A 14336-nucleotide genomic window follows, 5' to 3' on the forward strand; every position below is an offset into this window, starting at 1 on the left:
AGTGGCCGCCCACGACCCGTTTGCACATGCCCTCGCCGCCGAAGTGGTCGCCGCCCGTGCCGTCCCGGTGGCCCTGGCCCGCGGCGAAGAACAGCGTCAAGTCGCGGGGGTGCCCGGTTTCCTCAAAACGCTTTTCCAGCGCCTTGGTCAGCGCCTCGGGGCAGGCGCAGCTGACAAAGCCGCCGGTGGTGACGGTATCGCCGTCCCTGACCATCAGCGCCGCTTCCTCGGCGGTAATCACACGAACTTTTTTCATGCTTTCCGAACTCCTTTTCCTGTGATAGAATAGGCCTTGTTTGAAAAAAGTCTAAACGCCCAAACGGCGGATCATTTTCCGCCACTCTGCGTTAAATTTTCTTGCCGGGCGTCAGCCCGCCCGCGAAAATTTGCCTTGATTGGCGAAAAAATCTCTCACCGTTGGGCATTCCGCCAATTTTCAAACAAGGCCTAGAGGCGTTTACTTGTTCTGGAAATGCTTTTCCTTCCGCTTCTCCAGGAAGGCGCCCATGCCCTCCTTCTGGTCCTCGGTGGCGAAGCACATGGCAAAGAGCTCGTTCTCCAGGGCGATGCCGTCGTCAATGTCCATCTGCATCCCCCGGTCGATGCAGGCCTTGGAGTACTTCACCGCGATGGGGGCGTTCACCGCAAAGGACTGGGCCATTTTCACCGCGGCGTCCAGCAGCTCCTCGGGGGCGTAGACCTCGTTCACCAGGCCGATGGCCTTGGCCTCGTCGGCGCTGATGACCTTGCCGGAGAAAATCAGCTCCTTGGCCTTGGCAACGCCCACCCGGCGGGGGAGGCGCTGGGTGCCGGAGAAGCCGGGGGTGATGCCCAGGCCCACCTCGGGCTGGCCGAACTTGGCGCCGCCCTTGCCCTCGGCGTTGGGACCGGCGGCCAGGATGATGTCGCAGCTCATGGCAATCTCACAGCCGCCGCCCAGGGCGAAGCCGTTCACCGCCGCGATGGTGGGAATCTCCAGCTTCTCGATGCGGCGGAACAGGGCGCTGCCCCGCTGGCCCCACTTGCGGCCCTGGGCCACGTCCATGGGCTTCTGCTCGCCGATGTCCGCGCCGGCCACAAAGGAACGGCCCTCGCCGGTGAGGATGAAGGCCCGCAGCTCCGTGTCCTTCTCCACCTCGGAAATCAGCTGCTCCAGTTCTCCCACGACGGTGGAGTTGAGGGCGTTCAGCGCCTCGGGGCGGTTGATGGTGGCAATGCCGATGTTGTCCTGCTTCTCATAGCGAACGGTCTGATACATGATGGCTCCTCCTTAAAATATGTTATCCTTTGGCGGCACTTGCGCCGCCATCCCTCTTGTATCTAAATTATTATAGCAATTTATATGCCAGTTTTCAAGTTGATTTTGCTGGAATTGGAGCAGACTTTCTGTCACATTCCACGAAACGAGCCGGTGCTTTCCCCTGTAGTTCCCCTTGTTTTTTCATTTTCTCCGCTGCACGTCAATCCGCCTATTCATTTCTGAATAGATCTTGCGTGCCCTGAAATACGGCCCCTTGCCAATTTATTTTGTGGTGGAGGTACAATTTTCGACCGGAATTCTGTCTATTCCGCCCACAGGTTTTCCATACCCCCCCTCTTCCTATTCAGTTTTGAATATGATATACTCAAAACTGAATAACCCCACCCTGCCCAATACCCCAAATTTGGAAAGGAGCTGTCCGCCATGCCCCAGATCCCCCCCCTGCCCTATGCATTTGAGGAGGACATCAACCTCAAGAGCCTCTTCGACATCATCAGCCCGGAGAACAATCTGGTCCTGGCGGACGACATGATGCTCTCCGATGCCAAGGGCATCATTCTGCGGGTCAGCGAGACCTACGAGAAGAACTTCGGCTTCACCCACAACTCCATTGTGGGCCGCTCCGCCTTTGACCTGGAGGCGGACGGCACCTTTGTCCCCTGCATCACGGCGGACGTTATCCGCCAGAAGCGGAAGATCACCACCACCCAGACCATCAACCGCATCCACAAGAACGTGATGACCGTGGGCATCCCCCTGTTTGACGCTGGGGGGGAGCTGAAATACGTCATGTGCTTCAACACAGTCTCCATGGAGCAGATCAACAGTATTCAGCGCAACTACCGCAGTATGCAGGACTCTCTGCTGCAATACTCCCAGGAGATCGCAGAGCTGCGCCTCCGGGCCACCGCCACCAGCCTGATTTTCAAGAGCGCTCCCATGCAGCGTCTCCTGACCCTGATGCAGAACACCGCCAACACCAAGGCCAACATCCTCATCACCGGTGAGACCGGCGTGGGCAAAAGCGCCGTTGCCAAGGCTATCCACGCCATGAGCAGCCGGGCCTCCGGTCCCTTCATCGAGGTCAACTGCGCGGTCCTCCATGAAAACCTCATTGAATCAGAGCTTTTCGGCTACGAGAAGGGCGCCTTCACCGGAGCGTCCTCCTCCGGCAAGATCGGCAAAATCGAGCTGGCCAACCACGGCACGCTGTTCCTGGACGAGATCGGCGAGCTGCCGCCCCACATCCAATCCAAGCTCCTCCAGCTGATCCAGGAAAAAACCATCGAGCGCCTCTCCGGCACCCGGAAGATTGAATTGGACTTCCGGCTGCTGGTGGCCACCAACCGGGACCTGGAGGACGCCGTGCGCCGGGGCCTCTTCCGCTCCGACCTCTTTTACCGGCTCAACGTCATCCGGATGCACATCCCGCCGCTGCGGCAGCGGGCGGAGGACGTACTCCCCCTGGCTCATCAGTTCCTCTCCCGGTTCTGCGAAGAGTACGGCAGCTCCCTGACGCTCAGCCCCCGCCTTATGGCTTTTCTGGAGCAGTATCCCTGGCCCGGCAACGTGCGCCAGCTGGAAAATCTCATGGAGCGCATGGCCATCACGGTTCAGGACCCGGTGATCGACCTGGTCCACCTGCCGCCGGAGTACACCGGGGAGCCGGCCCCGGCCTTCTCTCTGCCCGCCCGGACCGGCACCCTGGCGGAGCGGATGGAGGCCTACGAGGGGCAGATTATCCGGGAGTCCTACGGCCGCTGCGGCACCACGGTGGCGGTGGCAAAAGAACTGGGCGTCTCCCAGGCCACCGCCGCCCGGAAGATCGCCAAATATGCAGGGAAGGAGGCCCGCTTATGAGTCTGGTCTCGTTAAAAGCCGAGCTGCGCCAGCAGCTCAAGCTCTCCCCCCAGCTGCTCCAGTCCATGGAGATCCTGCAGATGAACTCTCAGGAGCTGCTGGAGTACCTGGGCCGCCTCACCGAGGAGAACCCCCTGCTGGAGCAGGAGGACGCTCCCTCCCTCCGGGACGCCTACGAGGAGCTGCGGCAAAAGGCCAGCTGGATTGACGGCGGCGTGTACGGCGCTACCTTTGCCCACGCTGAGAACGCCCCGCCGGAACGGGGGGCGGCGGACCGGAACTTAGAAAGCCTGGCCGCCTTTCTCCGGGACCAGCTGGAGCGAAGGCGCCTGCCAAAACCCCTGCTGGCCCTGTCCAAGTACATTGCGGAAATGGTGGATGAGGACGGCTACCTGGACGATGCCGACCTGGACGGCCTGCGGGAGCTGAAGATCCCGCAGCCGCTGATCCAGCAGGCCCTGGACACCGTCCAGTCCCTGGACCCCGCCGGCGTGGGAGCCCGGAATCTCTCCGAGTGCCTGCTGCTGCAGCTGGCCCGGCAGGAAAACGTCTCTCCGGCGGTAATAGATATTGCCGCCCGGTTTCTGCCGGAGCTGGGAAAGAAGCACTACGGCCCTATCTCCCGGGAGCTGAAGCTGTCCATCCCGGAGATCCAGGCAGCGGAGAAGGTCATCTCCGCCCTGGACCCCCACCCGGGGCGGGCCTTCCAGCCGGCGGAGGCGGCGGTCTATGTGCGGCCCGACGTGTTCATCGCAGAGTTGGACGGGGTGCTAACCGCCGTCCTCAACGAGTACTATCTGCCCAGGATCTCCATCAGCTCCTACTACACCCGGCTTTTGAAGGACTCCGACGAGAAGGAGACCCGGGACTATCTCCGCCAGAAGATGCAGCAGGCCAAGTGGCTTCTCACCAGCCTGGACCGCCGGGGCGGCACCCTCCGCCGGTGCGCGGAGGCCATTCTGGAGGCCCAGCGGCCCTTTTTCGCCGGCCAGACCTGCGAGCTGGCCCCCATGAGCCTCCTCTCGCTGTCAGAGGCGCTGGAGCTGCATCCCTCCACCATCTCCCGGGCCACCCGGGACAAGTATCTCCAGTGCCGCCAGGGCACCTATCCCCTGCGGTACTTTTTCAGCCGGGCCGTGGGGGAACAGGGTCTCTCCCGGCAGGCGGTAAAGCAGAGGCTTCTGGCCCTGGTGCAGAACGAGGATCCCCGCCGCCCCCTCAGCGACCAGCGGCTGTGCGAGCTGCTGGCAGAGGACGGCATCCGGGTGGCGCGCCGCACGGTGGCCAAGTACCGCATGGAGCTGCGGCTGCCCTCCTCCTCTGCCAGAAGGCGGTGAATGGCGCAGGAAACCCCTTCTTTCCGCCGATATATCCTTTTCTCCTTTTTCACGGTCAAGCCCCGGCGGGATATGTCTTCCATATCCCGCCGGGGCTCTCTCGTTCGTTTTTATGCCTCCGGCGCCTTTTCCGGCAGGCTGTTCAAATGACTGATACAAAGCCGGGTTACACCAAACAGCCCCGCCAGCCGGGCCCGGGCATCCAGCCCGCGGTCATTCAGATACCAGACTACAGCCTCCTGCTTGTCATAGACAGCAGTGGCGTAGGCGCAACCGTAGCGGGTGGAGTAGTACTCCTTCGCATCCTCCCCCGCCAGCAGGTTCCGGATCTCTGCCTGGGAGACAGTTCCCTCCTCCCGGCCGCCCAGATACAGCGTGCCCCCGGTGGTCACCAGCAGAGCCAGCTTGTCGCCGTCGATGACGCCCCGCAGCTCACCGAAAACGTAGTACGCCTCCTCCAGGGGCTCCACCGGAGCCGTGGGGATATTCCCCGAGGGATCCTTGTGGGAGGCGATTCGCAAAATCAGGCAGTCCACATTTTCGCCGATCAGGCCGTAGTTGTAGCCCTCGTAAACCGTGCCGTCCCAGGAGGGGGCGTCGGCGATCACATAGAGGGGCTTTCCGTTCAGAGCGGACCGAAGGGTCTGCATCAGCCGGCTCATGGCGGCCTCCTGGGTGACTTTCAGCTTCTCAAGATCCAGCATCAGCCCGTCGTAGCCGCCATTTTCCACAGCTTCGATCAGCACCGCCACAGTCTCGTCCGTGTCCCCGTTCAGGGCGGTGGGACCTCCCACTACGTGCAAAAACGCCTTGGCGCCTGCCTGACGGACCGTATCCCGCAGAGAGGCGGCCTTTCCGGCCTCCATGTTGATGGGCACCGTGGGCTTTCCGGCACACATCAGCCGTCCGGCGGAGATGCCTACCGCCTCATAGCCGGTCAGATCCGGCAGGTTCTCCAGGGAATTGATGGTGCCGATACTCCGGGCGGCGGGGGCCTGAAGCTTGTCGTAGAGCTCCATGAGGACGACGGCCACATCCTCCCTGGCCGCAGGCTCATCGGGGGAGAATTGGGTCCGGGTGCCGCCGCTGACCAGGCCGAAATCATAGGCCATGGCGATGTACCCCGGGTTGGTCCGCACGTCCCGGAAAGGCGTTGCCAGATCCTGGGCCAGGGCGGCGATGGTCTCGTATCCCAGCGCCCGCACCAGCAGCACCGCCAGTTCCTCCCGGGTAATGGCGTCGTTGGGGCGGAAAGTCCCGCTCTGGCTGGACAATGCACCGCAGGCCACGGCGGCCTCTACGGCGCCGTAGCACCAGTCGCCGGCGGACACATCGGAGTAGGTGGGGGTTTGGGTCACGTTTCTGGTGTCCCAGCCGAAAAAGCGGCTGGCCGCCACAACGAAAGCGGCCCGGGTGATGGAGTGGCCCACGCCGAACCGGGTGGCGCTCTCTCCCTGGAAGAATCCCAGCTCCACGCAGCGCCGGATGGACTCCGCCGCCGGGTGGGAGTCGGGCACATCCCGGAAGCCGCCGGCGGCGGACGCCGGAGGGACAATCCCCGCCAGCAGAGCGCACATCGCCAGACAGGCAATTGCTCGATGCAGTCGTTGCTTCATAGCCGTTCAGACTCCTTTGCAAAACAGATATGGGGATTATACCAAATCCTTCCCAGTTCGTCAAATCCAAGCTGCGGCCGGAAGTGTCCGGCGCGCATTTTATCATCCGCGATTATGGTTTTGCGGCTGTGGCTTTGCAGGGGCGGGGCTCTGTCCCCGCCCGTTTTCCCGAAACCGCCGGGCCCCGCGTTGACGGTTTGCAGTTCCGCTGCTTTCGCTGAATTTCTTGCCGCCGGCGAATGGGTATGTTAAAATAAATCAAATCAATTTGTCGGATTGCGCTATGGGAGATAAGGCACATGGGCATCACAGAGCTTGAAATATTTTACGAAGCGTCGCTGCGTCCGGTTTTCGGCGCCCAGTTCCGTATCGTACATGAGCGCGACGACTTCGTTCATATCATTTTGGACGGGGAAAAAGAGGACTTCTTTTTCACTCTCTACGGGGTTGGCCATGTGCGTTTATATTGGTGCAACGAATGTTTTATATTTGACAATCAGCGAAATGGTCTGGTATCTTCTGATACCTTTGGAGAAATTGTATTTGAAGGAAAGATCGATATACAAAAACTCCCGCAGACGATTGTGGATCTGGTCCTTCAGCTGCGCGACAGCTCTTTTTTGAGCAAAAAAGAGCTGGTAAAGGGAAAGATCCCATCAGGATATGACGATATAAGGGATTATATTATTCAAGCGAAGACAAATGATCCTCAAAAAAACTCGTATAAACTTGCGAATATTGTGATCGAATATAATTTGCAGAGCTGATATTTCCTTTGACAGACAGCTGATGCGCACAACCGCGCCGTCCGGGTATTTCAATCAAAAATATATGAATCAACGTCTATCTATATGAGCGGCAAACGGGATAACGCTGTGCGGACGGGGCCGCTGTCCCTTTAAAAACAGGCGCCCTTCCCGGCAGAGCTTGACAACTTCGAGAAATTTTCATATGATTTCAATATCGAATTTTTCAAGGAGGCGTTTTCATGCGGGCCACCATCAAGATGATCGCAGAGCGGGCGGGGGTGTCCATCGGCACGGTAGACCGGGTGCTCCATGACCGCCCCTATGTCAAGGCAGAGGTCCGTGAACGGGTGATGGCGGTGATGGCGGAGCTGGACTACCGCCCCAACCGCATGGCCAGCGCCCTGGCCACCAGCGGCACGCCCCGGCGCTTCACTGTGATCCAGCCAGAGTGGGGGCCCTATATCCAGAACGCCATGGCCGACGGCGTGAGCCGCTTTCTGGAGGAGCGCCGGGACTACAACATCTCGGTGGAGGTGCTGCGCTACCCCCACGGAGACACGGCGGGCTGCCTCCAGCTTCTGGACCAGGCATCCCGGGAGCATGTCCACGGCATAGCCCTGTGCGGCTCCGACTGCGGCGAGGTATGCGAACGGCTGCGCCAGCTGGCCGGCCTCCACGTCCCCGTTGTGACCTTCAACTCCGACGTTCCCCAGGCCCCCCGGCTGTGCTATGTGGGAGAGGACGCCCACCACGCCGGGCGGGTGGCCGGCGAGATTGCCGCCAAGTTTCTCCGCCCCGGGGACAAAGTGCTGCTGGCTTACTCCGGCCTGGAATACGTGGGCCACAAAGGGCGGGCGGACGGATTTTTTGAGCGGCTGGAGGAACGGGGCTTCCCCCGGGGGGACTTCCTGGTGGCCGCCACCTACGACAGCTACGAAAAGACCCGGGAGGCCGTGTCCCACGCGCTGGAGACAGAGCCGCGCCTGCGGTACATCTACATGGCCACCCAGAGCGTCCCCGGCTGTGTGGAGGCTCTGCGCCGGACAGGCCGCGCCGGTCAGGTGCGGGTCCTGGCCCACGACAACAGCCCGGAGATCCGGCGGTTTTTAAAAGAGGGTCTGGTGGATTTCTCCATCGATCAGAATCTTCCCTACCAGAGCTACCAGGCGCTGTCCGTCCTCTTCAGCGCCGTGCTGGAGCGCCGCAGTCCGGAGCAGGACTTTTTTTACCCCTCCAGCACCATTCTCAACGCAGAGACCGTAGAATAAGCGTACAGGGCCCGCCGGGAGATGCCCGGCGGGCCCTGCGGCTCATAGGACGCGCTCTGAAATTTGCCGTTTCCCGGGTTTTGACGGTTGCTTATTCCGGACAAAACTGGTATACTGATATATCTATCATTGTATTTGTATATTAGGAGCCTCGCCATGAATAATAAAAAACTCTCTCGCCTGCTGGAACCCAATTTGAAGCTGTATTTTTTATGCATGGCCCTGTTCTGCCTGCTGGCCCTCGCTGTCAATCCCCTGCTGGCCCTGGCGGAGGCCTGCGTCACCGCGGCGCTGTACGCCTATTTCTCCCAGGCCAACAAAAAACGCCGTCAGGGGATTTTACAGTACATCGACAGCGTCACCGGCAGCGTAGACACCGCCAGCAAGTCCACCCTCATCCACTCCCCTCTGCCCATCATGGTCTTCCGCCCGGATACCGGGGAGGTCATCTGGAGCAACGAGGACTTCCTCCAGCTGGCCGGGGTGCGGGAGCACCTCTTTGAGATGCGGGTGGAGGATGCGGTGCCGGACTGCCCCGTACAGTGGCTGCTGGAGGGCAAGCAGGAGTGCCCGGAGCGGGTGATGATGAACGGCCGCCGTTTCCTGGTCTATGGCAGCTTGGTGCGGGCCAAGAGCCGCAGCGGCGAACAGAATCTGGTGGCCACCACCTATTGGGTGGATGTCACTGAATCCGACGCCCTGCGGGAGGCTTATACCGCCAGCCGCCCCGTACTGGCGCTTCTGATGGTGGACAACTACGAGGACCTGATGAAGGCCTGTGCCGACACCCAGCGCAGCGGCATCCTGGCCCAGATCGACGAAAAACTGGACCAGTGGGCCGCCGGCACTGACGGCATTTTGCTGAAAACCGAGCGGGACCGGTACCTCTTTCTCTTTGAAGAACAGCACTACGACCATTTTGTGGAGGAAAAATTCTCCGTACTGGACGCCATCCGGGACATCAAGGTGGCCGAGGGCGTCCATCCCACGCTGTCCATCGGCATCGGAAAGGACGGCGCCACGCTGGAAGACCTGCTGAAAAACGCCAATCTCTCCCTGGAGATGGCCCTCAGCCGGGGCGGCGACCAGGCGGTGGTCCGGGGCAAGGTGGACTTCGCCTTCTACGGCGGCAGGGCCAAGGCCGCAGAGAAGCGCACCAAGGTCAAGTCCCGGGTCATGGCCAACGCCCTCAGCGAGCTGATGGCCGACGCAGGTCAGATCTACGTCATGGGCCACAGCTACGCCGATATGGACGCCGTGGGCGCGGCGGTGGGCATCTGCTGCGCCGCCCGGAAGCGGGGCAAGCAGGCCCAGATTGTCATGGACCTGGAGCACAACGCCTCAGAGGCGCTGCTGGCGCGGGTCCGGTCCATGCCGGAGTACGCGGACACCTTCATCTCCGGCGGCGAGGCCTTTTTGAAGATGCAGCCGGGGGCCCTTCTGGTGGTGGTGGACACCAACCGCCCGGAGCTGGTGGACAGTCCACAGGTACTGGACGCCTGCAACCGCGTGGCGGTCATCGACCACCACCGCCGGGCCGCCACCTACATCGAAAACGCCGCCTTCAGCTTCCACGAGCCCTACGCCTCCTCCGCCTCGGAGCTGGTGACGGAGCTTTTGCAGTATCTCATCGAGCCCGCGGACCTCATGCGGGGGGAGGCGGAGGCATTGCTTGCCGGCATTGTGCTGGACACCAAGCACTTTACCCTCCGCACCGGGGGCCGGACCTTTGAGGCTGCGGCCTTCCTCCGCCGGGCGGGAGCCGACACGGCGGACGTGCAGCGGCTGTTCCAGAATGAGCTGAGCGACATGGTCTCCCGGTACGACATTGTCCGCCGGGCGGAGCTGTACCGGGGCGACATCGCCGTCTCCGTGGTGCCCCAGGAGGGGGTGGACCGGGTGGCGGCGGCCCAGGCGGCCGACGAGCTTTTGACCCTCAAGGGAGTGAAGGCGTCCTTCGTCCTCTACCGCAACGGGGACAACGTCCTCATGTCCGCCCGCTCCCTGGGGGAGGTCAACGTCCAGGTGGTCCTGGAGGCCCTGGGCGGCGGCGGCAACTCCACCACCGCCGGCGGGTGCGTTGAAAACGGCGATCCCCTGGATGTGCGGAGCAGGCTGGTGGCGGCCATTGACGCCTATTTTGAGAAGTAGGGAGAACCGCGGAATGAAGGCGGCACGGCCTTCCGGAACGCCGCCGCTGTCCGCTTTGAAAAGCAGGGAGGAGGAGCGGTCATGAAGAAATTTCTGATGACATTTTTCATCTGCCTGGTGCTGGTCTTTGTCTTTATGTTCTTCGGCGGCTCGGTGCTTCTGGATGTCTCCCGTCATTTCGGCGCCTTTTTGGTGTTCGTCTCCCTGGTGCTGGCGGTGCTCGCCAGCATCCTGGAGGCCCTGTGGGAAAAGCTGGGGGCTCTGGAGGCGCAGGTCCGGACCTTGGAAGAGCAGGTGCGTTCCTCGGAAACGATGAAAGATTCAAAAGATTCAAGAGATAAGGAGAATAACCAATGAAAGTCATTTTACAGCAGGACGTCAAGGGTCAGGGCAAGAAGGGCCAGATGGTGGAGGTCTCCGAGGGCTACGCCCGGAACTTCCTTTTGCCCCGGAAGATGGCCATCCCCGCCACGGCGGACGCCATCAACACCATGAATCTCAAGGAAAAGGCCCGCAAGGCCGAGGAGGCCCGGCTGAAGGCCGAGGCCGAGGATATCGCCGAGAAGCTCAAGGAGTGCCAGGTGAAGCTCACCGCCAAGGCCGGCGCGGGCGGCAAGCTCTTCGGCGCCGTCACCACCAAGGAGATCTCCGAGGGGCTCCAGAAGCAGTTCGGCATCGACATCCCCAAGCAGAAGCTGGTGCTGGAGGAGCCCATTAAGGCCTTCGGAAATTACGAGGTCAAGGCCCGGCTGGGCTTTGAGGTGACGGCCACCGTTTACGTATCCGTGTTTGAGGAAAAATAACGCCCGCTCCGGGCGGCCCTGAGGGAGGCGGTTCGCCATGGCAAACGAAGACCTGCTCCTGCGCCAGATGCCCCACAGCCTGGAGGGGGAGCAGGCGGTGCTGGGGTCCATGCTCATCGACCCGGACTGCGTGAAGAACGTGATGGACCGGCTCCGCCCCGGGGACTTCTACCTCCGGCAGAACCGGGAGATTTTCGAGACGATCTACACCATGTTCTCCTACGCCCGGCCCATCGACGGCATCACCGTCTTTGGGGAGATGGAGAAGGCCGGGCTCACCGACGGCAACACCCGCTCCTACCTGGCCCAGCTGATGGAGATTACCCCCACCAGCGCCAACGTGCTGGAATATGCAGCCATCGTCCGGGACAAGGCCCTGCTCCGGCTAGTTGCCCAGGCGGCGGGGGAGATCACCGCCCTGGTCCAGGAGGGCATGGGCGAAGCGGGGGAGATCCTGGAGGCCTCGGAGCAGAAGATCTACGCCATCCGCCGGGGCCAGAGCGCCCAGGAGATGGTACCCCTGCGGCAGGTCCTCCCCGACGTGCTGGACCGGCTGGGTGAGATGAGCGAGCACGAGAACCACCTCCCCGGCCTCTCCACAGGCCTCTCCGCCATTGACCAGAAGATCACGGGGCTGAACAAGTCGGACCTCATTCTCCTGGCGGCCCGGCCCGGCATGGGCAAGACCTCCCTGGCGCTGAACGTGGCGCTGAACGTGGCCCGGGAGGGAAAAACCGTGGCGGTCTTCTCCCTGGAGATGTCCCGGGAGCAGCTGGCCACCCGGCTCCTCAGCTCCGAGGCCCTGGTGGAGAACAACCGCCTGCGCACCGGCCTCCTCCGGGAGACGGACTGGGAGAAGATCGCCGGGGCGGCCACGGTGCTGAACCGGCTGGACATCCGCATTGACGACAACCCCCTTTTGTCCGTGGCGGACATGAACGCCAAGTGCCGCCGCCTGGAGGGCCTGGCTCTGGTGGTGGTGGACTACCTCCAGCTGATGACCTCCGCCGGGGGCGGCCGGGGGGGCGAGAACCGCCAGCAGGTGGTGTCCGACATGTCCCGGATGCTGAAAATCATGGCCAAGGAGCTGAACGTACCGGTGATCTGCCTGAGCCAGCTGAGCCGCGCCAATGAGAAGCGGGACGACAAGCGCCCCATGCTGTCGGACCTCCGGGAATCCGGCGCCATCGAGCAGGACGCGGACATTGTGCTCTTTTTGTACCGGGACGATTATTACAATGAGGATTCAGAGAAGCATAATATTGCGGAATGTATTGTAGCCAAGAACCGCCACGGCGAGACTGGCAAGGTGGAGCTGCGGTGGATGCCGGAGTACACCCAGTTCTCCACACTGGACAAGCGCTATGACGAGGAGGACTGAGCTGCTGGAACGGGCCCCCTGTGCGGTCCTGCCGGAGCGGGGGGGGGCGGTGCTCTGCGCCGTGTCCGGAGGGCTGGACTCCATGTGCCTGCTGCACATGCTGGACGGGTGGTGCAAAGCCCGGGGCGGGCGTGTGATCGCCGCCCACTTCAACCACCAGCTGCGGGGGGCTGCGGCGGACCGGGACGAGACCTTCGTCCGGAAAATCTGTGAACAATGGGGTATCCTCCTGACCGTAGGCCGGGGAAATGTCCGGGACTTCGCAAAGCGGGAGGGCCAGACCGTGGAGGAGGCCGCCCGAACCCTGCGCTACGCCTTTTTGCGCCAGGCGGCGGAGACGGAGGGCTGTGGGCACATCTACACCGCCCACCACGCCGACGACAATGCCGAGACCATTCTTCTGAATCTGCTCCGGGGCACGGGCCTCAAGGGCCTGACGGGGATGGAACGGCAGCGGGACATGATCCTGCGCCCCCTGCTGGATGTGACCCGGGCGGAGCTGGAGGCTTACGCCTCCCAGTGGGACGTTCCCCATATCGAGGACGAGACGAATCAGGACCCGGAGACCGCCAGCCGGAACCTCCTGCGGCTCCAGGTGATGCCGCTCCTGAAGGAGCTGAATCCCCGGGCGGCAGAACACATCTGCGGGACTGCGGAGCGGCTCCGGATTATCGACGGGTCCCTGGAGCGGGACGCGGCGGAGCGCACCGCCCATGTGGAGGTGCGGGAGGGCCGGGTGACTCTGGCCGCCGACGCGATATTTGGCGCCCCGGAGGCGGTCCGGCCCCGTATGCTTCTGCGGCTGTTCGACCTGCTGGGTGTGGGACGGAAGGACATCGGGGCGGTGCATGTAAACGCGCTTTTGGATATGTGCAGACGGACCGAGCAGGGAAACGAGACCCGCATCAGCCTCCCCCATGGCGTCACCGCCCGGTGCTGCCGGAGATGGCTGATTCTGGAGACCCGGCCTCAGCCCTTGACGGAGATCCAGCTCATACCGGGCCAGCCCGTCCGGTGGGGAGATTATACACTGACGCTTCTGGACCACCCCGAGGGCCATGGGATCGCCCTGCGGGACCGGACAATCTGCGAAAACCGGGGGGTAAAGGCAGCTCCCTGCATACCCGGGGACCGGCTGACCCTGCCGGGAAGCCGGGGGGCGCGGAGCGTTAAGCGGCTGTGCCTGGACAAGCGCATCTCCCTGGAAGAGCGGGACCGTCTGCCCGCCATTTATATCAACGGGAAGCTGGCCGCTGTGTGGCGGCTGGGTGTGGATCAGGAATTCCTGCCGGAGGGACGCGCCGTCCGGTTTATTAAAATTGAACAGAATAGAGAGGCGGATGGATCATGAGAAGCGAGATGGAAAAAGATATTCTGAAAGTCCTGATTACCGAAGAGGAGCTGCAGGAGCGGATCGGCCAGCTGGGCGAGGCCCTGTATGAAAAATTTCAGGGCAAACGCCCCCTGTTTCTGGGAGTTTTGAAGGGCTCCTTCGTGTTCATGGCAGACCTGGTCCGGGCCTGCCAGCTCAAAAGCGACGTGGAGTTCATCGCCGTCAGCTCCTACGAAAACGCCACCGTCTCCTCCGGCCGGGTGAAGATCAACCACGACCTTCAGCAGGACATCACCGGCCGGGACCTGGTCATCGTAGAGGACATTCTGGACTCCGGCAACACCCTGGCCTTTCTGAAGGACTACTTTTTGACCAAAGGGGCGGCCTCCATCACCATCGTCACACTGCTGGACAAACCCTCCCGCCGGACCAAGGCCATCACCGCCGACCTCTCCGGCTTTGAGGTGCCCGACGAGTTTGTGGTGGGCTACGGCCTGGACTACTGCCAGGAGTACCGCAACGTCCCCTACATAGGCGTACTAAAGCCGGAGGTATACACCGGCTGAGAAAAGAGGAG

12 protein-coding genes and 1 pseudogene are annotated in these 14336 nt (G+C 62.1%); 10 read left to right on the forward strand and 3 right to left on the reverse strand.

Translation table 11 applies throughout. The annotated features are described in order from the left end of the window. Both QZ326_RS01950 and QZ326_RS01955 read right to left on the reverse strand, forming a co-directional pair. A pseudogene (locus tag QZ326_RS01950) lies at window positions 1–256 on the reverse strand (3-oxoacid CoA-transferase); the annotation flags it as partial. A gap of 201 nt (window positions 257–457) precedes the next feature. Continuing rightward, window positions 458–1261: an enoyl-CoA hydratase-related protein gene (locus QZ326_RS01955; protein ID WP_295740727.1), complete on the reverse strand. Its 804-nt coding sequence runs from the start codon at window positions 1259–1261 to the stop codon at window positions 458–460. A gap of 423 nt (window positions 1262–1684) precedes the next feature. Here QZ326_RS01955 and QZ326_RS01960 point away from each other — a divergent pair, with 423 nt between their 5' ends. Then, window positions 1685–3121, forward strand: a complete 1437-nt coding sequence (locus QZ326_RS01960) for a sigma-54-dependent Fis family transcriptional regulator (RefSeq protein WP_295740668.1) — start codon at window positions 1685–1687, stop codon at window positions 3119–3121. Next, window positions 3118–4458, forward strand: a complete 1341-nt coding sequence (gene rpoN / locus QZ326_RS01965; RefSeq protein ID WP_295740670.1) for an RNA polymerase factor sigma-54 — start codon at window positions 3118–3120, stop codon at window positions 4456–4458. Before QZ326_RS01960 ends, rpoN begins: the two co-directional genes overlap by 4 nt. A gap of 110 nt (window positions 4459–4568) precedes the next feature. Here rpoN and QZ326_RS01970 read toward each other — a convergent pair whose 3' ends face one another. Further along, window positions 4569–6074 (reverse strand): S-layer homology domain-containing protein, encoded by a 1506-nt coding sequence (locus QZ326_RS01970; RefSeq protein ID WP_295740672.1) that lies wholly within the window; start codon window positions 6072–6074, stop codon window positions 4569–4571. A 299-nt stretch (window positions 6075–6373) separates the two neighbouring features. Here QZ326_RS01970 and QZ326_RS01975 point away from each other — a divergent pair, with 299 nt between their 5' ends. The 8 genes from QZ326_RS01975 (at window position 6374) to hpt (ending at window position 14325) form a co-directional block, all read left to right on the forward strand. Further along, window positions 6374–6841, forward strand: a complete 468-nt coding sequence (locus QZ326_RS01975) for a hypothetical protein (protein WP_295740674.1) — start codon at window positions 6374–6376, stop codon at window positions 6839–6841. A 221-nt stretch (window positions 6842–7062) separates the two neighbouring features. After that, on the forward strand, window positions 7063–8091 hold the full coding sequence (locus QZ326_RS01980) for a substrate-binding domain-containing protein (protein WP_295740677.1): 1029 nt from the start codon (window positions 7063–7065) through the stop codon (window positions 8089–8091). Window positions 8092–8247: 156 nt separating this feature from the next. Next, window positions 8248–10242, forward strand: a complete 1995-nt coding sequence (locus QZ326_RS01985) for a DHH family phosphoesterase (RefSeq protein ID WP_295740678.1) — start codon at window positions 8248–8250, stop codon at window positions 10240–10242. Window positions 10243–10323: 81 nt separating this feature from the next. Next, entirely contained in the window at window positions 10324–10599 is a 276-nt protein-coding gene (locus QZ326_RS01990; protein ID WP_295740680.1) for a hypothetical protein, read from the forward strand. After that, window positions 10596–11045 (forward strand): 50S ribosomal protein L9, encoded by a 450-nt coding sequence (gene rplI, locus QZ326_RS01995; protein WP_295740682.1) that lies wholly within the window; start codon window positions 10596–10598, stop codon window positions 11043–11045. The genes QZ326_RS01990 and rplI overlap by 4 nt, the downstream gene beginning before the upstream one ends. Before the next feature lie 37 nt (window positions 11046–11082). Beyond that, a complete protein-coding gene (dnaB, locus tag QZ326_RS02000; protein WP_295740684.1) occupies window positions 11083–12426 on the forward strand; it encodes a replicative DNA helicase in 1344 nt (447 codons plus the stop codon). Then, on the forward strand, window positions 12410–13777 hold the full coding sequence (gene tilS, locus QZ326_RS02005; RefSeq protein WP_295740685.1) for a tRNA lysidine(34) synthetase TilS: 1368 nt from the start codon (window positions 12410–12412) through the stop codon (window positions 13775–13777). Before dnaB ends, tilS begins: the two co-directional genes overlap by 17 nt. Continuing rightward, the gene (gene hpt, locus QZ326_RS02010) at window positions 13774–14325 is read left to right on the forward strand and encodes a hypoxanthine phosphoribosyltransferase (RefSeq protein WP_295740686.1); all 552 of its coding nucleotides are present in this window, start codon (window positions 13774–13776) and stop codon (window positions 14323–14325) included. Before tilS ends, hpt begins: the two co-directional genes overlap by 4 nt. The last annotated feature ends 11 nt before the right edge of the window (window positions 14326–14336 follow it).

Origin of the sequence: uncultured Oscillibacter sp., from assembly GCF_910587525.1 — a bacterium.
Lineage (GTDB): Bacteria > Bacillota > Clostridia > Oscillospirales > Oscillospiraceae > Oscillibacter.